This window comes from Rathayibacter sp. Leaf248 (assembly GCF_920939495.1).
GTDB lineage: Bacteria > Actinomycetota > Actinomycetes > Actinomycetales > Microbacteriaceae > Rathayibacter > Rathayibacter caricis.
In genome coordinates this window covers 612,732-631,518 of the sequence record NZ_CAKLAV010000001.1, presented here as the reverse complement: position 1 = coordinate 631,518, position 18,787 = coordinate 612,732, and the positions used below count along the sequence as shown (strand labels likewise).

The following is an 18,787-nucleotide window of genomic DNA, read 5'->3' as shown; positions in this document are numbered from 1 at the left end:
GGTGGCGACCCCCGGAACGGGCACGACGCAGCTCCGCGTCGCCCGACTCACCAAGGCCCACGGCCTCAAGGGCGCCATCAAGCTCGAGCTCTACACCGACGAGCCCGACAAGCGCTTCACGCCCGGATCCACGTTCACGTTGCAGGTGCCCCGCACCTCCGAGTGGCACGGGAAGAAGCTCGAGCTCGTCGAGCTGCGCTGGTACAACAGCCACCCCGTCGCGTTCTTCAAGGGCGTCGACGACCGCAGCGCCGCCGAGACGCTCCTGAAGGCGATCCTCTGGATCGACGAGGAGGTCCGCACGACGCCGGGCGAGGACGACTCCTGGTACGACTACCAGCTCGTCGGAATGAAGGTCGTCCGCGACGGAGCCGAGGTCGGCACCGTCCGCCGCGTCGATCACTTCCCGGCACAGGATCTGCTCATCGTGGCGACTCCCTCCGGCGAGGTCATGGTGCCGTTCGTCACCGCGATCGTGCCGTCCATCGACCCCGTTGCCGGTGTCGTCACCGTCACTCCTCCGACCGGACTCTTCGAGGAGATCGTCGAGGTGGAGCCGACGCAGGTGGATCTGACGGGCGTCGACCTGTCCGATCCCGAGCTCGCGACGATCGCCGGGACCGATTCCGGGGACGGCGATGCCGATCAGGACGCGATCGCGACCGACGCCCCCTCCTCCGAGGACGACTCGACCGACGCGACCCCCGCGGAGGACCCCCGGTCGTGAGGATCGACATCGTCACGATCTTCCCGGAGTTCTTCGGGGTGCTCGACATCAGCCTGCTCGGGCGTGCGCGCCAGAGCGGGCTGATCGAGCTCGGCGTGCACGATCTGCGCTCCTTCACCCACGACCGGCACCGCACTGTCGACGACACTCCCTACGGCGGAGGCGCCGGCATGGTCATGCGCCCGGAGCCGTGGGGCGAGGCGCTCGACACGATCCTCGAATCCGCCGGCGACGCGGATCCGCTCGTGGTCTTCCCCTCGCCGGCCGGTGAGGTCTTCACGCAGGCCACCGCTCGGCAGCTCGCCGACGAGAAGGCGCTCGTCTTCGGCTGCGGCCGCTACGAGGGCATCGACCAGCGCGTCGTCGACCACACCGCGACCCGCGCCCGCGTCCGGATGATCAGCCTCGGCGATTACGTGCTGAACGGTGGCGAGGTCGCCGTCATGGCCATGATCGAGGCCGTCGGCCGACTCGTCCCCGGCGTCGTCGGCAACCCGGCGAGCCTGGTCGAGGAGAGCCACTCCGACGGTCTGCTCGAGTACCCCAGCTACACCAAGCCCGCGTCCTGGCGCGGCCTCGACGTCCCCCCGGTGCTGCTCAGCGGCAACCACGGAGCGATCGCCGCGTGGCGCCACGAGCAGAGCGTCGAGCGCACCCGCCGCGTTCGCCCGGAGCTGCTGCCCTAGGGTCTGCCCTCGGCGCGCCGCTCGGCGAGGCGCCGCTCCCGCATCGCGAGGAACAGCGGGAACGCGAAGGCGAGCGCGACCAGCGGAGCGAGCAGCACGTAGACCCAGAGCCGCTTCATCCTGAGACGCCGTCCTTCGGCGACGATCAGGGCCACCGCCGCGATCGCGACGATCAGCAGATCGGTCGTCAGCGACGACACCGCCGGCCCGCCGTCGAACCAGGCGCCGAGGAAGTCGACGCTCTCGAGCACGGCGCGGATGTTGTGCGTCCAGGTGCCGACGAGCCCGAGGACCGCGAGGACGAGGTAGACCAGCGCCAGCGGCGTCCAGTTCTTCAGCAGTCGGTTCATCGCGGGACCTCCGGGGTGCGCGGTCGGGTGAGCACGGCGACGGCGCCGCCGAGCAGGAGGAGGGCGAGGCCGAGACCGACGGCCGCGGTGAGCGCATCCGGAGCGACGATCGACTGGCCGCGCAGCGCCTGCCAGCAGGTGATCGCGACGACACCGGCCCACCCGACGGAGGCGAGCACGAGCAGTCGGGCGCGCACGGCCGAGTAGGCGAGCAGCGGGACGCGTCGTCCGAGCAGACGCAGGCCGATCGCCAGCAGCGGCAGACCCTGCAGGGCGTGCATCCCGACGAAGTGCGGGATGCGGAGGTCGCCGCCCGTGGTGCTCCAGCCGAGCAGCGGCAGGCCCGTGCCGCCGTCCGGCACGCCGACGGCGTGCGCTCCGACGACCCCCTGGTAGTCCGAGATCTGGTCCGCGGTCGGACCGGTCATCAGGAAGGCCAGCGCCATGCCCACCAGGCCGATCACGAGTCCTGCCCGTACGGCGACCGTCAGGGCCGCATCGCCCAGGGGGGCCCGGGCCAGGAGGAGCGCCAGGACCAGGGTGGCGAGCCAGACGACCACGATCGACACGGCCATGGTCGTCCACATCACCGAGTGCAGGGGCGTGCTGACGTCGAAGTGGCTCGCGGCCCCGACGGCCGCGGCGCCGCCGATGACGACCATCTCGATCACCAGGCCCGCTGCCGCGACGGTGCCGAGGATCCGTCCGAGGCGGCGGCGGCGGGGGAGGAGTCCGATCAGCCACGCGAGGGTCAGCGCGTAGACGGCGATCGAGAGGCAGAACTTGAGCGGCTTCGCCCAGACGGGCTGCCCGGCGAGCTCGCGCGGATCGACGAGGAGCGCGACGACGCAGAACGCGGCCCCGACGGCCATCGCGATCGCGAGGGCGAGGAGGGGACGGTGCGGACGGGCGGGGGCCTCGGAGACCGGCGCCTCCTGCACGGCGGTCATCGCGATGCGCCCTCGGCCGGGCCGAACCGGCGCTGCGTCTCGCGGGCCTGGGCCACTCGGCGCAGCGACTGCAGGACCACGTCGCCGAGAGCCGACCCGACCGCCGCGATCGACGCCTGCTCGCTCACGCTCTCCCTCGCCTCGAGCTCGTCGAGGTCGGCGCGGGCGACGAGCTCGGCCGCCTCCTCGTAGCGCTCGAGCCAGTCGGGGGTCATCGCTCCGCCGGAGGCCTCCAGGGCGTCCAGCGCGCGGGCCGCCGTCGCGACCGCGGGGTGCTCGCACAGCATCGGGCCGACGAGCGAGCGGATGCGCTCCAGCGAGCCCTCCGTCGCCGGGGCCTCCGAGTCGGCGTTCGCCGAGACGACGTCCTGCGCCACCTCGAACGCGTGCGCAGGGGGTGCCCCGCTGTCGAGGACCGCTGTGATGCGCTTCGCGCCGGCGATGCCGACTCCTCCGCTCTCGATGAGACCGCGGAGCAGGCGGAGCCGCGCGACGTGGGCGTCGCCGTACTCCGCCCGCTGGGGCACCGAGGACTCGCCCGTGGCGAGGATCCCCTCCCGGATGTAGTACTTGATCGTGGCGACGCTGACGCCCGTGAGGCGAGCGAGCTCGGAGATGCGCATACGGAGAGTATGGCTATCCGATAGTGCCGCTGTCCAGCGCTGTCGCCGACGCGGTCTTCTCCGCGTCAGTCCCGGGCGGTGAGGACCAGCGCCCCGGTCTCGGTGATCGCGATCGTGTGCTCCATGTGCGCCCCGCGCGAGCCGTCGCGGCTGCGGAGGGTCCAACCGTCCTTGTCGGTGAAGATCTCGTCGGTCGTCTGCAGGAACCACGGCTCGATCGCGACGACCAGGCCCGGCCGCAGCGGGTAACCGCGCCCGGCGCGTCCGTCGTTCGGGACGTGCGGGTCCCCGTGCATCGTGCGCCCGACGCCGTGGCCGCCGAAGTCGGTGTTGATGCTCAGCCCCTCGGCGCGGGCGACCGCGGCGATCGCGGCCGAGATGTCGCCGATCTTCCCGCCCGGCTTCGCGGCGGCGATGCCGGCCTCGAGCGCGCGGGTGGTGGTGTCGATGAGGGCGAGGTCCTCGTCGCGCGGCGCGCCGACCACGACGCTGACGGCGGAGTCGGACACCCAGCCGTTCACGGACGCCGCGAAGTCGAGCGTCAGCAGATCGCCGTCGCGCAGGCGGTAGTCGAACGGAAGCCCGTGCAGCACGGCGTCGTTGACGGACGTGCAGAGCACCTTGCCGAAGGGGCTCGCGCCGAAGGAGGGGTGGTAGTCGATGTAGCAGGACTCGGCGCCCGCCCTGCGGATCATGTCGTGGGCGAGGCGGTCGAGCTCGAGCAGGTTGACGCCCACTCCGGCGGCGGCGACGGTGGCCTGCAGGACCTCGGCCACGAAGCGGCCGGCGGGTCGCATCTCCTCGATCTCGGCGGGCGTGCGCAGCTCGATCATCCTGATCCTCTCGGGGGTCGCTGAGGCGTTGCTCAGCGGTGGTGGGTACGGTCGGTGCATGCGCACGCGACGGGCTTTCGGTTCCTGGCAGTATCCGGCGGCGATCGTCCTGCCCCTGTGGATCCTCCTGGGGTACGGACTCTTCGGGGGATCGAGCGGGTGGACCGTTCTCGGCCTCGTCATCGCTCTCCCCATTCTGGCGCTCAGCCTCGCCGTCGTGGCGAGCATCGTGGCGTTTCGGGTGACTGTGCGGCCGACACGCACCCCGGCGTGGGGCGACGTCGCTGCTCTGGGCGCCTGGCACGCGTCGCTGATCGCGCTCGGGTTCTTCCCTCCGGGTGCGTGGGCGCTGGGGCTGCTCTCGGTGCTGCTCGGAGTCGTGGCGCTCGGCCACTCCGTCTGGCGCTTCCTCCACGATGCGCGGGCGACGCTCGTGGCCTTCGCCGAGGCGTCGACTGTTCAGGCCCAGGGGGGCCGGCCGGTGACGGGCGAGGGCTTCGATCCGGAGCGGCCGCAGGACGGCCAGACGATCGTCCTCTGAGCGGACCGCTTCCCCGCTTTGACGCGGATCGACGCGCCGTGACAGAATAAGCGCTTGTGCCTCGCGCAGGCTCTGCCACAGGGGAGCCGCTACGACGCGGGGCGCGCACCGACTTCCCACCCACGAAACGGTGCTCGACCTGTGGCGGGCACGGAGAGCGATAGAACATGCACATCCTCGATAACGTCGATGCGGCGTCACTCCGGACCGACATCCCCGACTTCCGTGCGGGCGACACCGTCAAGGTCCACGTCAACATCGTCGAGGGAACCCGCTCGCGCGTCCAGGTCTTCCAGGGCGTCGTCATCGGCCGCTCCAACGAGGGCGTCCGCGAGACCTTCACCGTCCGCAAGGTCAGCTTCCAGGTCGGCGTCGAGCGCACCTTCCCGGTGCACTCCCCGGTGATCGACCACATCGAGGTCGTCACCCGCGGAGACGTGCGCCGCGCGAAGCTCTACTACCTGCGGAACCTCCGCGGCAAGAAGGCCAAGATCAAGGAGAAGCGCTGACCCCCAGCGGGTCTCCGCACACTCTTCCCGAACCCCGGTCCACTTATGATGGACCGGGGTTCGACCCTTTCCGGGGGCCGGTCCTGCCGGTGAACCCGGCCCGGTGATGCTCGGTCCCGGACGAACCACAGCTAGGGGCGACGGCACGCGATGACAGACAGCACGGCCCCGGTCCGGCTCGAAGGCGACGGCGAGCACGCCCGCCACACCGCGGAGCCGGAGCGGCCCCGCAGGCGCCGCGGCCTGCTCCTCTTCCTCCGAGACGTCCTGATCATCTTCGTCGTCGCGGTGCTGGTCTCGTTCCTCGTGAAGACGTTCCTGATCCGCTCGTTCTACATCCCGTCGTCCTCGATGGAGCAGACGCTCGTCGAGAACGACCGCATCCTCGTGAACGAGCTGGTCCCCGACCTGGTGCCGATCTCGCGCGGTGACGTCGTCGTCTTCCGCGATCCAGGTGGATGGCTCTCGCCGAGCACCGAGCCGGACGTGCCGCCGTTCCAGGCCGCCGTCGACTCCGCCCTCGCGATCGTCGGCCTCACCGCTCCCGACAGCAACGATCACCTGATCAAGCGCGTCATCGGCCTGCCCGGCGACCGGATCACGTGCTGCACCCCGCTCGGCCAGGTCGAGGTCAACGGCAACCCGATCGACGAGCCCTACGTGAAGCTCCCCGACGGTGTCCAGGCCGTCTCGGCGACCCCGTTCGACGTGACCGTGCCCGAGGGCTCGCTCTGGGTCATGGGCGACAACCGCTACAACTCGGCCGACTCGCGCTACAACACCGACAAGCCCGGCAACGGCTTCGTCCCGATCGACAACGTCGTCGGCCGGGCGGTCCTGGTGACCTGGCCGGTGGAGCAGTGGGCATGGCTGGACGACTACCCGGCCGTGTTCCGCGGGGTCGAGAAGGACGCGTCGGAGTCGTCCGAGTCGTCCGAGTCCTCCTCCGAGGCCGGGCAGGGCTAGGTGGTCGTCGCCGAACCGACGCTGTCGATGGAGCGGCGCCTCTTCCGCCAGGGCTACGAGAGCATCATCGGCTGCGACGAGGTGGGCCGCGGAGCGATCGCCGGCCCCGTCTCGGTCGGTGTCGTCTCGATCGCCCGCCGCTGCGGCCGCTTCCCTGAGGGGCTGCGCGACTCGAAGCTGCTGGCTCCGGCCCGTCGTGAGGCGCTGCTGCCCGGCGTGGTGAAGTGGGTCTCGGGCTGGGCGATCGGCGAGTCCTCCGCCGACGAGATCGACGACTCCGGCATCATCGCCGGCCTCGGCCGCGCCGCGTCCCGGGGCATCGAGCGCCTCGTCGACCAGGGCGTCGACCTGGCGACGTCCGTGGTGCTGCTCGACGGCAAGCACGACTGGCTGACGCCGGCACTGGGGGAGTGGGCCGCCGAGCTGACCATCGTCACCCGCATCAAGGCCGACCGCGACTGCGCGTCCGTCTCGGCCGCCTCCGTGCTGGCGAAGGTCGGCCGCGACGGTCAGATGGTGCGCCACCACGACGAGTTCGCCGACTACGCCTGGGACAGCAACAAGGGCTACGGCAGCGCCGCGCACTGGGCGGGCCTGGACCGCGTCGGGCCGTCTCCGCTGCACCGCGTCACGTGGCTGTCCAAGCCGCGCGAGGCCGTCGCCGTCGAGGAGCCCGCGGCGTCCGGCGCTCCCGCACCCGCGTAGGATTGACGGACGATGGATGAGGACGAATTCGAGGACTACGACCGCGAGGTCGAGCTGGCACTGTACCGGGAGTACCGCGACGTCGTCTCGCAGTTCTCGTACGTCGTCGAGACCGAGCGCCGCTTCTACCTCGCGAACGAGGTCGATCTCGTGCGACGCGACACCGAGCACGACTTCTACTTCGAGCTGACCATGCGCGACGTGTGGGTCTGGGACGTCTACCGCTCCGACCGCTTCGTGAAGTCGGTCCGCGTGCTGACCTTCAAGGACGTCAACGTCGAGGAGCTCTCCCGCAAGGAGTTCGAGCTCCCCAAGGAACTCGCCCTCGACGAGTAGCGCTCCGCGCCCGTCTCACCGCGGCGCTCACTGAGGGCCTCGCGCGCCTCCCTCCTGCTGGTCGAGTAGCCGCCCTCGGCGGCGTATCGAGACCCGCTTCCTCCAGGAGCGAGCTTGCTGAAGCGTCTCCGCTGCCCCGGACTCGGAAGCAGCGCACATCCGCTGGTCGAGTAGCCGCCCCTGGCGGCGTGTCGAGACCCACCTCCCTTCGACGTGATCCCTCCACAGCCGGTCATCGAGCCTTCTCTCCCGATATCGTCCCCGGTTCTCTCCGCGTTACTCCGCCATCCGTGAGGGTTCGTGCGGGAGGTCTTGATGGACAAGGACGAGTTGGGTCGGCGGGGCGAGGAGATCGCTGCGGCGCATCTGAGGGCGCAGGGCTTCGAGCTCCTGGACCGCAACTGGCGGGTGCGGGAGGGCGAGCTCGACATCGTCGCGCGTGAGGGTGCGGCGTTGGTGGTGGTGGAGGTGAAGACGCGCTCCTCCGCGCGGTTCGGGATGCCGATCGAGGCGATCACGCGCGCGAAGGCGCAGCGGCTGCGGCGGTTGGCGTATGCGTGGGCCCGGGAGCACGATTAGCTCGCTGTCGTCAGCCTTCACCCTGATGGCGATGGGTCGCAGGATCGAGTAGGCCTTCTCGCCCTTCTTCACGTGGTAGCAAAGCTCCTGCCATCGCTTGAACGTGGCCACAGGGGACGGCGAGCAGCCCTGCATGGCAAGGAACCCGAGGTTACTCAGGCTGTAGTTGTGAAAGCAGTTGTAGCTGCTACCGAACGATCCCTCGACGGTGAGGATCGACTCCAGCAGCTCAGCGTTGGTCGGAACGTCGATGGGTGGCTGGCGCTCCGGCATCGGGCGCCCCGAATATTGGATAGCTGTGCTTCATATTAGCTCCTTTGATGTAGTCATTTCGATTACGTTGCGCGCAACTGCTTGGTTGAGGCGACAAAGTTGCATGCGGTATGCGACAATGCGGCTCTACGTATCAGAGGAGCAGCAATGACGCTGATCGGTACTGTCGCGGTAGTCCTGCTTGCCCTCGCGGGTCTTGGCATCCTGATCACCGCAATCGGATTCTCCCTATTTCTAAATGCGATCATGGCTCCGCCGCCGGTAGTACGAGGCGTGGTCGCAACACCTCCCCAAACGACGCTCACAATGAGCCAGGCAATAGCAAGAGCGATTGCTGAGCTAGGAGCGGCGGTCTCTAAGTTCTTCAGATTTGCTTTTGGAGAGCCTGCGAAGTACTTTGCATCGGCGAGAGCTGCGCGGAGCCCCGTAAAGGAACGAAAGTTTTACGGTCTCGCCTTCATCTACCTCGGTATCGACATCGCGCTTGCCACGGGCATCCTTGCCGTCATAGCGCTTCTGGCCAACCAGCTTGTGGCGACTCCTGCGTCAGACACACCGACCGAGTCCCCGTCGCTCTCGCCGACGCCCACTGAAACGCCAACCGACCCGGCTTGAGCGCGCCCCGAAGCGAACGGCGGTTGTGCGGCACCAACGATTAGTTGATGACACCATGCGCTCGTCGGGCCGCTGCCTGTCCCCAGGATTTTCTGAGATCGTTGAATATGAATATCAACGTGACATGGCAGAAACACTACGAGACCGCACCGAACGCGGACTTGTGGAAGAAGATCGCGATGCCGGTCAGCAGCAAGAACACCAGCGAGAAGTACGCGTGGCTCGGCAATGTGCCCGGTCTGCGTGAGTTCAAGTCAGAGCGCATCCCTGGGACGCTCAGCAAGTTCGAGTACGAGATCACGAACAAGAAGTACGAATCGACTCTCGACGTTGACCGCGACGCGCTTGAGGACGACCAGACCGGTCAGATCATGATCGCGCTCAGCACGATGGCGACCAAGGCTGGGAAGCACTACACCCGCCTCGTGTCGAGCGCCTTCGACCTCGCGTTCACGACTCCGATCTTCGACGGCCAGAACTTCTTCGACGCGAACCACGCTAGCGGAGGCAACTACCTCGGCACCGCGAAGGACCTGAACGTCGCGAACCTCGACGCCGCTGAGCTCCTGCTTGCAGCGATGAAGGACGACCAGGACGAGGTGCTCGGCTACCAGGGCACAGCCCTCATCGTTGGTCCAGCGCTCGTTGCTGCGGCGAACAAGCTCGTGAAGAGCAAGACGATCGTCGAGGGCGGCGCTGCCGTCGACAACCCGTACTACGGCCGCTACGAAGTGATCGTGCTGCCACACCTCGGTGCGACAAGCAAGAAGTGGGCCGTTGCCAACCTCGGAGAAGGGCTCGTGCCGTTCATTCTTCAGATCCGGGTAGCGATCAACCTGATCTCGAAGACCGACATCAACAGCGACCGCGCGTTCGACAAGGACATCTTCACTTGGGGTACACGCGCTCGTCACAACGCCGGCTACGGCAACCACCAGCTCATCGTTGGTGCGGTAGCGAGCTAGGAGGTTGACCATGGCTGACACGAACTACAGGGTCACGCTCCCGTGGAACTTTCCGTACGACCAGCCCATCCGCGCTGGCCTCACGGTGACGAAGGCCTACGGCTACGAAGGTCCGCTCACCGACGAGCAGGTCACCGAGATCACTGAGGACGGCCAGTTCGTCATCGAGGCGATCGAGGCGGCGACGCAGGAAGAGCAGGTCACGAAGCCGCTCACGAAGGCTGAGCTGCTGGCGCAGGCGGAGGCCGATGGGCTGACGCTGGACGTGACGATCGACAACAAGCGCGACGAGATCGAGGCGGCGACGCAGGACTAGGACTTGACCGGCTCAGAACTAGGAGCACCCTCATCCGGGGTGCTCTTGTCTTCCGCGCTCGTTTCGGTTTGAAGTGCCCGAAGCCGCTCCTTAAGCTCGTTCATACTTGCGCGAATTGTCGAGTCGACCTCTGGCCTCTCTACAGCGTCGCCAATCAATCGCATCACCTGCCCAACAGACTTCTCGAAGTTGCCATCGATTAGCTCGGCGTCAGCACTTTTCTTGAGCGGCTTGCTTCCGCGGTCCTTCCTGACCTGATTCCGGAAGCTATCGGTAGCTATAGTTGATTTACCAAGCAGTACCTTAATTTCTTCATTGGTAAACAATGGCAGCATCAGCTGACTTGTAATACTAATTAGGTCTTTTGTTGCTCTTGATTCGACGGTTTTGAGTGGTGCTTCAATTCGAAAAGTCTCGACAGCTTCTTTGAAAGAATTCAACCCGGGCAGCATGTGCTTAGTGTATACAGTGAGGTATTCTAAGTCATTTCTGCTCAACCGCTTGAGTGCAATCTCTCGAATCGCGCCAGCAGCAGAAAGGAGTTTTATGCTAGCACTCAGTAGATCGTCTCTCTCGCGGGATTTGATGGCCCGAGTCTCCTTGGCCTTCTCGTTGATCCTTGAGCCGATCAAAGTCAGCAATGTTCCGAGAAGTGTGAAACCGCCCGCCAATCCGGCCACGAAGAACCAGGGCGCGGTTGAAGTTGTGAAGTCCATTAATTACTCCTGTGATGCTCGTCGTCTGACTCTCCACGGTATGCCTGCAGACTCTCGGAGGGCGATCGTGAACTGAGTTAGGACCGCAATGTCAGGGCGCGCGGGAGGAAGTGGCTTAATTTCAACTTCGGCCTGAACGTCACCAAAGAGTCGACCAAATTCTAGAACCGCTGTCGCAACATTTTGCGGTGCAATCAACTGGAGGTGTATCTGGTCCCGGGTGAATTGCTTCACGGTGTCTTTCGCAACTACGAGCTTCTCACGCACCTCGGGAGACGTGATCCCGCTGCCGTCGTTGGCCTGCAATTGTCTGTTTATCTCTTCCTGAAGCGCGTAGTTAGCAGTGTACGCCGCATCCATTGATTCTATGAGGAGCCCTGCTCGTTTCAGCAGTTCCTCATCCCATCGTTGTTCGTCGGCGTGACGTGTCTTACGGCGGTCCGTGATCCACGCCGTGAAGGTGGAGATGAGCGCCCCCGCAACCAGGAGTGCAAGTGAGTTGATCGTCGATGCCCACCACGGCGCTGGCGTAATGTCTGTAACGGCCTCAAGCAAGATCGCTCTTAGGGGGCACAGGTCCAGTCAGTCGATCTCTAACGGTCTGTGCTAGCACGTCTCCGGCCTTTCTCGCCTGGGGGAAGGACACGGTGTCGCCCGGTTCGATGGCGGCAGCGTTTTGCACTGCGGAGACGTAAGAAAGGGCAGCCTCTGCCACTTCGTCGCTCGAGATAAGGCTGACCGCAATGTTGAGCGCCCACATTCGAGGTATATCCTCGACAGTGGCCTGTTCTAGCTCGTCCACGGTCTCAGCGAACACCACACTGTCCTCCCAAGCTTTCCGTTGTATAGCGTTTGCTATGATCTTTTCACCTATGAGCGTTAGTTCTCCGACGTGAATTCGGAGTGGGTCATCGAAGCGATGGTAGTCCTCACGACGTTCAGCGATACCGCGCAGTGCGTCTTCTCGCGCCTCGCGACGTCTTTCTAGAACGTAGGTGCTTACACTGCCGATTGCAGCACCCACAAGAAGTAATGCTGCCGAAATCGCAGGCTGGACCCAAGCTGGGTCGGCTGCGCCCCTGACCATTTCCACGAGTAAAGGCGAAGGGGTCGGCGAGGAGATGCCTGAAAGGAGCGGGCTCGACGGCAGAGAAGTGCTCAAGTTGATCATCAAAGACCCTACATCTCCTTCATTGTTGAGGTCGTGTCGACGCCAAGTTCCTCACGAACGACCGAGTAGAAATGCTCGATGTCACCCTCGAAGGCCGTGAGTGTCTCTGGGTGCCGAATCGGAAACTCAAGAGCTGAAAGGGTGTGTAAGAGGCCGTTGACGGCCAGGTAGACGGGTTCGGGAGCTGTGAGACGAAGCATCGCATACGCCGTCTCAAGCTGAGACGACGCTAGTGCTATCGCACCCTTTGCTTCTTCAAGCCTCATGCGTGCGCTCTTCTCATCCCTTGGATGGAAGTGACCGTCGAGCAGCAGGCGCTTGTCGTTAAAGCGCTGATGGACCAGCCCATTGAGGTGCCGAGCGAGGACGGCGACCTCGACGGTCGTCGCCTTCATTCCTGCTCTGCGGTCGAGCAGATCCTGTCGCTCGCTGTTGCGCCGAAAAGCGCGACCTTCGTCTGCTACCGCGATTCGACGTGTCACTAGGGTGGTGATCACTGTGGCGATAACAGTTACTAGACCAGTCGCGAGAATCGTCCAAATCTGTTCCATCTCGCCTCCGGTCTGTTCAGGCTTCTCGTAATGTGATTAATTGATAGTAGATGCAATTGGATTCCCACAAGAACCTCGCTCAGTCTCTCCTGGCCGCCGTGCCAGTCGATCGAGTGACAGGCACAGCCTTCAAAGTCTCGCCCAGTGACGGTCAGCTCTTCGCTCCCAACATGCCTGTGACACTAGCGCCGTACGGCAAGGACCCGAGCTACGACAACGCGGAGATCGCGCGCATCACCTCGGTAAGCGGAGACAGTGTTGTCCTCGCACGTGGGACCGAAGGTTCAGTCCCCAAGATCGTCCAGGTTGGGTGGGTCATTGCCGGCACCGTGACCGCTGGCACCCTCGAGGCGATCGAGGACGCGGTACTGACGAAGGCGGACCAGACCTACGTCGACGAGCTCGTTGATGGGCTCGACCTAAGCGGCGACGTGCGCACCGTCGTCGGCCGCACAGGCAACGTCGTCCTCTCCAAGTCCGATGTCGGCCTCAGCCTGGTCGACAACACGTCTGACGCAGCGAAGCCCGTCTCCGCGGCCGTACAGACGGCTCTGAACGCGAAGTACAACGCCGGCAACGCAGCGGACTACGTCGATGCCTTCCAAGCTGCTGCATCCGCGCCCGTTCAGTCGGTCGCGGGCAAGCAGGGCGCCGTCACCCTCGCGAAGGTTGACGTGGGGCTCGGGAGCGTCGACAACACGAGCGATGCGAGCAAGCCGGTGTCAGCAGCCACGAGCAGCGCGTTGGCGACGAAGGTCGACAAGATGGCCGGGCTCGGACTGAGTAGTAACGACTACACCGCGCCCGAGAAGACGAAGCTCGCAGGGGTCGCCGCTGGAGCGACGGCCAACGCTGCGGACGCGAGTCTCCGGGATCGCGCGACGCACACCGGCTCCCAGGCGGTGGCGACAGTAGTGGGGCTCCAGACGGCGCTGGACGCGAAGGCTCCTCTGGCCTCACCGTCGTTCACCGGAACGCCGACCGGCATGGCGAAGGCGCACGTTTGGCTCGGGAGCGTCGACAACACGTCTGATATGTCAAAACCCATCTCTTCGGCGGTTCAGAACGCGCTCGACCTCAAGCAAGACATCATCCTCATCAGTGTCAAACGGTTCGGAGCGGTAGTGGACGCCCGACTGCTCACGGACGTCGCCATGACCAGCGGATCCGCGGTGATGGCGTTCTCGTCAGCAAGCTTCAGCGCAGCGGACGTAGGCAAGGGCGTCTCCGTCTACGGAGTTCGCTCTACTGCGTGCCCGCTGCTGACAACCATCCTGTCCGGTTCAGTCCGCGACGCAGGCGACACTTTCGGCTGCCGCATCGACGTCCGTGACTGGCGCGCAGTCGACCTACGGGACTAACGACACGACCGCTCTCGCAAACGCCGCAACCGCCGCCGCCAGCAGCGGAGGGACGATCTATCTGCACAACGGCTCTTATTTCAACAACAACCCAGTGGTCTTACAGAATTGTGTATCTCTTCGGGGCGAGTCGATGACAGGTGCGTCGCTGTTCAATAACGGCGTCACGATCGCGGGTTATAGCTGCGAAGTGGCAAACCTGACCGTCGAGCTAAACGGGCGGCGAACATCCGGTGCTCGCTACAACGGAATTACGGTCCAGGGTGCGAATCACACGATCGATAACGTAACGATCCGCAATTCTACAAATTAACGTGATCGAGCTGCACAACAACAGCGCCTTTGGCGGCGGCTGCAAAAATGTCTTTATCTCGTGTGCTGACATCGCCAATCTTCTTAGCGCTAATGTCAATGGTGGAAGCATCCTCGTACTCGCAGGCTACAACAATATTCACATCGAGGGCTGTTCTCTCGGTATGAACTCGAACAACGGTAACCCAATCGAACTCTACGGCGTTGGAGATGTTGCAAACCCTTCCGCCAACACCCACTTCTACTTCCGGGACAACAACGTCATAGGCCCATTCAGTAAGTCAGGCTACTTTGTGGGCAAGAAGGTGCACATCACTGACAACGACTTTTTCTGCGACATCCAACTTGCCTCGGCTGGTGGTAACGAGAATCTAGCGGACCCAGCGCTCGCGTTCACATCTGATTCAATTGTGTTCGACGGCAATACGATAGACACAAAGACCGGGACGACAAGCTCCGCATATGTGGCGATCGTGGCAGGCGCTCACCCTTACACCGCTCACATAACCAGCGACATCGTCTTGAGTAACAATGTCTTCAAGGACGGGTTCCTGAAGATCAGTGACTCGGACGGGGATAGCGGATACGTCGAGGAGTTTGCAAGGATCAGTGTCAAGGCTAACCATTTCTGGAGCGCTTACCAATCAAACATTCAGCTCATCTGCCGCGGCAATACGATGACGATGAACAACCTGTCGATCGATGACAACACCTTTTATCAATGGAACAGCTCGAACGTGGGAGCGCGATACGCCATCCAGATCGCTTCGTTAGCCGCCGCCGCTCCAAACGGTGTTATTGCTTTTTCGCGCGCGTCGATCCGCGGCAACAAGTTTGGTCCAGGCATGTCGGGCCGAACTGTTGCGATCCGAATTCAGAACGGAAACACAACCTTCAACAGCTTCACCGGATCGATAAATGTGGACAACAACGACTTCTCGGGCGTCACGATCACGGAGGACACGCCGGGCATCTTCGTCTACAACAATCTGCGCACGATCTCGACGCAGGTCACCCAGCGCTCCGCCGCGACCACCCTCGACGCCACCCACTGCTCCATCGAGCTGAACACCGCCGCCACCCAGACGCTGCCCGCTCTCGCGACCTGCCAGGGCCGCATGTATGAGTTCGTCAACATCAACGCCGCCGCCGCGACCATCAAGGGCAGCGGAACCAAACTGATCGGCAACGTGACGACGGCCAACGCCGACACACCGCCGTCCGGCGCGGCCGTGACGCTCAAGGCGTTCCCGAGTGCGTGGAGGGTCGTCAGCTCGTAGCGCAGCCGTTCAGAAGCACCAATGGGATCGCCATAGTCGTGTCGGCCGAGCACAGACGTCCCCGTCGTGAGCGTGAAAGTACTTTTTACCTGGTGCACGCGGCACGGTTCCTGCCAGAGTACGTTCCATGACCTTTGACGGCTGGCAGGCAAGCCGCGACGCGGATCGCAAGCGTGAGAATGATCGTGTCGATGAAGCGGAACGCAGACGGGCGGCACAACGCCAGGGAATCCGCGAGGTTATCGCTGATGCAATAAAGGCGATCAGGGAAGCTGGTATCCGTCTGACGCGGATTTATGCCACTGAGTACGCAGAGTACGGCGGTCGGCAGTACGGTGGCTCACGATACTTTACCGGAGTCCTCGTTGGGAGCGGCTGGTTATTCGTCGTGATCGAGGAGGGCGATGCTGCTACCAGGACACTGTGGGTGCTTACAGAAGAAGGCAGAATGGCTCCAGTTGTGGACAACTCAGGATCTGGAGCTCCTCTTATGGAGAGCGTGCGCGCTCGAAGACGATTCTTGAGGCCCGCGTGGGCGCCGTCCGGGGAGTGGATTGCAGTGCAGGGTGAGGGGCGCTGGTCTACGCCGACGACTGCGCAATTGAAATACGGAATTATGCTGATGCTCAAGAACCGTGACTAAATAACGGGCTTTAGCAACTGTGAGCGTTTGTTTCGCATCGCCACCCAGTACGGCCCGTCGTGCGCCAACACGTCGTTCAGCGGCGGCATCAGGTCGCCCACGATCAGCCGCTCATGCATCCCCGGCTCGGGCGTCTCGTGCCACGTCACGTTCAGGTGGCTCGCCATCCAGTGAGTAACGAGTGAGTCGCCCTCCGCCGTGAGCCCAAACTTCTGCCCTGGACCGGGCGCGATCTGATCTCGTAGCTCCAGCTCGTCGACGAGCAGGGCGACGAGGGATCGCCTCAGCGTGGACATCCGCGTCGTCTTGAGGTGCATCTCCGATCCGCGTACCGCGAGCGTCGTCCTGGCGATGCCGACGTAGAGCGGCCGGCTCGTCCCGACGGCAGGGAAGCCCGTAGGCCAGTGAGGCGTCAGCGCCCCGTGTAGATCCCACCAGGCGTAGAGGCCGGAGGAGTGCACGTCTCGGAGGGCTTCGGGCGCGACGGGTGCGGCGCTGAGGAGAGCGTCACGCTGAAGGGTCCAGTCCATGGCCGGAGTCTAGGGGCCGGTACGGTAGCGGAATGGAGCAATGGTGGACCGGCGTGCTGGGATGGCTCGGCACCTTCCAAGTCGGCACGGTCGGGGAGTGGGTTGCTGGAGTAATCGCAGGCGCGGCGCTGTGGGTGACTGTCGGAACTCAACGTCGCCAGCTCGATGAGTCCGCGCGTGCCGAAGCACTTGAGCTACAGACTCGACTTCGATTCACGCTCATTGAGGAACCGGAACTGAATACTGTCTTCATTCTGACGATGCTCAACGACGGGCCTAGGAGCAAGCGGAACATCAACGTTCGGCTCGGGCCTAGTGGCGTGACAGAAGGTTGGAAACGCATAGGCTTCCGCGCTCACGTGGGAGTGGAAGATAAGGATGCCCGGATTGAGTCTGTGGCAGACGACCTTGGAGTCGGCATTTGGAGACGAATCAACCTTATCGGCGCCGGAGAAACAGTCATCGTCAAGATCTACTCGCGAGGCGACGTTGATCGCGAACTGTATGTCCTCTTCACGGACTCTAAGGGCCGACGCTGGTATCTAGACCCAAAGATCGGTGAACCCCGTCGCGCAAAGAGCATCAACGAAGAAAAGCAAGGCGAGCAGCAAGCGGTCGTTCGCTTGGAGCGTCCAGCTCGGAAGCGGCTCAACTAGTAGCTCTTGTAATCGGGTCCAACTTTGCCTATAAGTAGTTACAAGATGACTGATTCCAGCAAGATGCCCTGCAAACTCGGATCGCCCGCATGATGGGCTCCTTCGCATTCGACTCATTCAGCTTCGGGTCATACCGCCGCATCACCGCCGCGCGTGCCCTAGTAGAGCACACGCTTAGCATTACCCTGCTCCGTGACACACCCGCGCTAACCGTAATCGGGTCCTCGTGACCGAAGGCATCACATGGCAACAACCCTCAAGATCCAGTCATTCGTCGAGAGTAACATCCGAGAACGCGGCGAGCTAGCCGCTACCGCACTCGCGGGTGCGACCTCGATCTCAGTCCGAAGCGCCGAAGGTTTCGAAGTCGGCCACACCATCTATGTCGGAGCGCTCAGCCGTGAGGGCTGCGAGCGCGTCGTCGTCGCGAGCGCGACTGATCCGACCGTCCTCAGCCTGCTCACGCCCCTGACGTTGAACCAACCGCAGTTCGAGCCCGTCACGTCCGTCGTAGGCGACCTGATCCACATCTACCGCGCGGCCAACATTGACGGTTCGGTGCCGGCCGACGACTTCTTCACCGTCTTGGCCACGCGAAACATCGATCCTGACCAGCTCTCGAGCTACTACACGGACGCTGGTGGCTCCAGTGCGTTCTGGGATCGATCGACCTACTACAACGCCACTACGAACGACGAGACGGCCTTGTCCAACTCGGAACCCGTGCGCGGCGATGACTTCGGCCACTACGCGACCATCGCGGCGATCCGTAGCGAGGCAGGCTTCGGCCAGGCTCACAACCTCAGCGACCTCGACGTCGACCAGCAGCGGCGCGCTGCTGAGACCGAGATCAACACAGCACTTGCCGGTGCCTACACGGTGCCGTTCAAGCCGGTACCTGACGCCGTCCGCGTCCTGACCGTGAAGCTGGCAGCAGCGATGCTGTTGACCAACGCCTACGGAGACGGGAACCCATACGGCCAGCGGCTCAAGGACGCACGCGCCGCGACCCAGACCTTCGCGACCAGCGCCTCCGCGATCACCGATGAGGACGGCACGAGCCTGACGACCAACGAGGGGGTGTCGAGCGACTTCGGTGACGAGCCCCGCATGTTCACCGTCAGGCAGAGGTGGTAGCGATGGCTGAGATTGTCGTCACCATCCAGGGCGGCGAGGAGCTCGCAGCTCGCATCCGCAAGTTCGGCTCATCGATCCTCGACCTCTCCGACTCCATGAACGAGATCGCTGGCTACCTCGTCGGCTTCTTCTCCGGCGAGGTCTTCGTGTCTCGTGGTGGCGTCATCGGCAAGCCGTGGCAGCCGCTGAGCGATGCGAATGCGCCGGAGAAGGCACACGAGTTCTCTGGCCGAGCACCGCCAATCGCAGGCGGTGTGACGAACGAAGGCTTCCACTTCACCGCGGACCGCAAGAGTGCCGGCTTTTGTAACGAGGACTATTTTTACTCCCAGGATGACGGCGGCGAGCCGTGCTTCGCCGCCCTCACACCCATGCTTTCGACCGTTTCTCCACAGTTCCGGTTAGTGCGTCCTCCTGTTCCTGCGTTCTCGGTCAGGGTTCGTGCGGGAGGTCTTC

Annotated in this window: 25 protein-coding genes and 1 pseudogene; 16 read left to right on the top strand and 10 right to left on the bottom strand. The window is 64.0% G+C overall.

Annotation, left to right across the window (positions count from 1 at the left end; genetic code table 11):
* Position 1 precedes the first annotated feature (1 nt).
* Both rimM and trmD read left to right on the top strand, forming a co-directional pair.
* Positions 2-727 carry a ribosome maturation factor RimM gene (rimM, locus tag LRG51_RS03230; protein WP_055792602.1) on the top strand — a complete coding sequence of 242 codons (726 nt, stop codon included), beginning with the start codon at positions 2-4 and terminating at the stop codon, positions 725-727.
* Complete coding sequence (gene trmD / locus LRG51_RS03225) at positions 724-1,413, top strand: tRNA (guanosine(37)-N1)-methyltransferase TrmD (RefSeq protein WP_055792599.1); 690 nt, start codon at positions 724-726, stop codon at positions 1,411-1,413. The genes rimM and trmD overlap by 4 nt, the downstream gene beginning before the upstream one ends.
* Here the strand turns inward: trmD and LRG51_RS03220 are convergent.
* The 4 genes from LRG51_RS03220 to map all read right to left on the bottom strand — a co-directional run bounded on the left by LRG51_RS03220 (position 1,410) and on the right by map (position 4,169).
* Positions 1,410-1,763: a DUF2834 domain-containing protein gene (locus tag LRG51_RS03220; RefSeq protein ID WP_230671150.1), complete on the bottom strand. Its 354-nt coding sequence runs from the start codon at positions 1,761-1,763 to the stop codon at positions 1,410-1,412. The two genes, trmD and LRG51_RS03220, sit on opposite strands and share 4 nt — an antisense overlap.
* The gene (locus LRG51_RS03215) at positions 1,760-2,713 is read right to left on the bottom strand and encodes a hypothetical protein (protein WP_055792594.1); all 954 of its coding nucleotides are present in this window, start codon (positions 2,711-2,713) and stop codon (positions 1,760-1,762) included. The genes LRG51_RS03220 and LRG51_RS03215 overlap by 4 nt, the downstream gene beginning before the upstream one ends.
* Positions 2,710-3,336, bottom strand: coding sequence for a MerR family transcriptional regulator (locus tag LRG51_RS03210; RefSeq protein ID WP_230671148.1), 627 nt, complete (start codon positions 3,334-3,336; stop codon positions 2,710-2,712). The genes LRG51_RS03215 and LRG51_RS03210 overlap by 4 nt, the downstream gene beginning before the upstream one ends.
* A 65-nt stretch (positions 3,337-3,401) precedes the next feature.
* Positions 3,402-4,169, bottom strand: a complete 768-nt coding sequence (map, locus tag LRG51_RS03205; protein WP_230671146.1) for a type I methionyl aminopeptidase — start codon at positions 4,167-4,169, stop codon at positions 3,402-3,404.
* A gap of 58 nt (positions 4,170-4,227) precedes the next feature.
* On the opposite strand from map, the gene LRG51_RS03200 reads away from it, so the two are divergent.
* The 6 genes from LRG51_RS03200 (at position 4,228) to LRG51_RS03175 (ending at position 7,805) form a co-directional block, all read left to right on the top strand.
* Positions 4,228-4,710: an MFS transporter permease gene (locus LRG51_RS03200; protein WP_107575080.1), complete on the top strand. Its 483-nt coding sequence runs from the start codon at positions 4,228-4,230 to the stop codon at positions 4,708-4,710.
* Between the two features lie 167 nt (positions 4,711-4,877).
* Positions 4,878-5,219: a 50S ribosomal protein L19 gene (rplS, locus tag LRG51_RS03195; protein WP_055792582.1), complete on the top strand. Its 342-nt coding sequence runs from the start codon at positions 4,878-4,880 to the stop codon at positions 5,217-5,219.
* A 150-nt stretch (positions 5,220-5,369) separates the two neighbouring features.
* Positions 5,370-6,185, top strand: a complete 816-nt coding sequence (gene lepB / locus LRG51_RS03190; protein WP_055792579.1) for a signal peptidase I — start codon at positions 5,370-5,372, stop codon at positions 6,183-6,185.
* Complete coding sequence (locus tag LRG51_RS03185; RefSeq protein ID WP_082481471.1) at positions 6,186-6,890, top strand: ribonuclease HII; 705 nt, start codon at positions 6,186-6,188, stop codon at positions 6,888-6,890.
* 12 nt (positions 6,891-6,902) lie between these two features.
* Complete coding sequence (locus tag LRG51_RS03180) at positions 6,903-7,226, top strand: DUF2469 domain-containing protein (protein ID WP_055792576.1); 324 nt, start codon at positions 6,903-6,905, stop codon at positions 7,224-7,226.
* A gap of 315 nt (positions 7,227-7,541) precedes the next feature.
* On the top strand, positions 7,542-7,805 hold the full coding sequence (locus LRG51_RS03175; RefSeq protein WP_230671144.1) for a YraN family protein: 264 nt from the start codon (positions 7,542-7,544) through the stop codon (positions 7,803-7,805).
* Between the two features lie 24 nt (positions 7,806-7,829).
* Here LRG51_RS03175 and LRG51_RS19620 read toward each other — a convergent pair.
* Positions 7,830-8,078 (bottom strand): annotated as a pseudogene (locus LRG51_RS19620) (ArdC family protein); the annotation flags it as partial.
* A 147-nt stretch (positions 8,079-8,225) separates the two neighbouring features.
* On the opposite strand from LRG51_RS19620, the gene LRG51_RS03170 reads away from it, so the two are divergent.
* From LRG51_RS03170 to LRG51_RS03160, 3 genes are read left to right on the top strand one after another with little or no spacing between them, the layout of a single operon-like run.
* On the top strand, positions 8,226-8,693 hold the full coding sequence (locus tag LRG51_RS03170) for a hypothetical protein (RefSeq protein ID WP_230671142.1): 468 nt from the start codon (positions 8,226-8,228) through the stop codon (positions 8,691-8,693).
* A gap of 47 nt (positions 8,694-8,740) precedes the next feature.
* Entirely contained in the window at positions 8,741-9,658 is a 918-nt protein-coding gene (locus LRG51_RS03165; RefSeq protein ID WP_329958718.1) for a Mu-like prophage major head subunit gpT family protein, read from the top strand.
* Positions 9,659-9,668: 10 nt separating this feature from the next.
* The gene (locus LRG51_RS03160) at positions 9,669-9,974 is read left to right on the top strand and encodes a hypothetical protein (RefSeq protein WP_230671138.1); all 306 of its coding nucleotides are present in this window, start codon (positions 9,669-9,671) and stop codon (positions 9,972-9,974) included.
* On the opposite strand, the gene LRG51_RS03155 is transcribed toward LRG51_RS03160, so the two are convergent.
* The 4 genes from LRG51_RS03155 to LRG51_RS03140 are packed head-to-tail and all read right to left on the bottom strand — an operon-like array spanning position 9,971 to position 12,412.
* Positions 9,971-10,690, bottom strand: a complete 720-nt coding sequence (locus tag LRG51_RS03155) for a hypothetical protein (protein WP_230671136.1) — start codon at positions 10,688-10,690, stop codon at positions 9,971-9,973. The genes LRG51_RS03160 and LRG51_RS03155 overlap by 4 nt on opposite strands.
* Positions 10,691-10,693: 3 nt before the next feature.
* The gene (locus LRG51_RS03150) at positions 10,694-11,245 is read right to left on the bottom strand and encodes a hypothetical protein (RefSeq protein ID WP_230671134.1); all 552 of its coding nucleotides are present in this window, start codon (positions 11,243-11,245) and stop codon (positions 10,694-10,696) included.
* Positions 11,238-11,861, bottom strand: a complete 624-nt coding sequence (locus LRG51_RS03145; protein WP_230671132.1) for a hypothetical protein — start codon at positions 11,859-11,861, stop codon at positions 11,238-11,240. Before LRG51_RS03145 ends, LRG51_RS03150 begins: the two co-directional genes overlap by 8 nt.
* A gap of 8 nt (positions 11,862-11,869) precedes the next feature.
* On the bottom strand, positions 11,870-12,412 hold the full coding sequence (locus LRG51_RS03140; protein ID WP_230671130.1) for a hypothetical protein: 543 nt from the start codon (positions 12,410-12,412) through the stop codon (positions 11,870-11,872).
* Between the two features lie 170 nt (positions 12,413-12,582).
* Between LRG51_RS03140 and LRG51_RS03135 the strand changes: the two genes are divergently transcribed.
* The 3 genes from LRG51_RS03135 to LRG51_RS03125 all read left to right on the top strand — a co-directional run bounded on the left by LRG51_RS03135 (position 12,583) and on the right by LRG51_RS03125 (position 16,008).
* Positions 12,583-13,773, top strand: coding sequence for a hypothetical protein (locus LRG51_RS03135; protein WP_230671128.1), 1,191 nt, complete (start codon positions 12,583-12,585; stop codon positions 13,771-13,773).
* A 314-nt stretch (positions 13,774-14,087) separates the two neighbouring features.
* Positions 14,088-15,365: a hypothetical protein gene (locus LRG51_RS03130; protein ID WP_230671127.1), complete on the top strand. Its 1,278-nt coding sequence runs from the start codon at positions 14,088-14,090 to the stop codon at positions 15,363-15,365.
* Between the two features lie 127 nt (positions 15,366-15,492).
* Positions 15,493-16,008 (top strand): hypothetical protein, encoded by a 516-nt coding sequence (locus LRG51_RS03125; protein ID WP_230671126.1) that lies wholly within the window; start codon positions 15,493-15,495, stop codon positions 16,006-16,008.
* Here the strand turns inward: LRG51_RS03125 and LRG51_RS03120 are convergent.
* Entirely contained in the window at positions 16,005-16,538 is a 534-nt protein-coding gene (locus LRG51_RS03120) for a GIY-YIG nuclease family protein (RefSeq protein WP_230671124.1), read from the bottom strand. The two genes, LRG51_RS03125 and LRG51_RS03120, sit on opposite strands and share 4 nt — an antisense overlap.
* A 32-nt stretch (positions 16,539-16,570) precedes the next feature.
* On the opposite strand from LRG51_RS03120, the gene LRG51_RS03115 reads away from it, so the two are divergent.
* Entirely contained in the window at positions 16,571-17,194 is a 624-nt protein-coding gene (locus LRG51_RS03115) for a hypothetical protein (RefSeq protein ID WP_230671123.1), read from the top strand.
* A 243-nt stretch (positions 17,195-17,437) separates the two neighbouring features.
* Positions 17,438-18,331, top strand: coding sequence for a phage protein Gp36 family protein (locus LRG51_RS03110; RefSeq protein ID WP_230671122.1), 894 nt, complete (start codon positions 17,438-17,440; stop codon positions 18,329-18,331).
* The last annotated feature ends 456 nt before the right edge of the window (positions 18,332-18,787 follow it).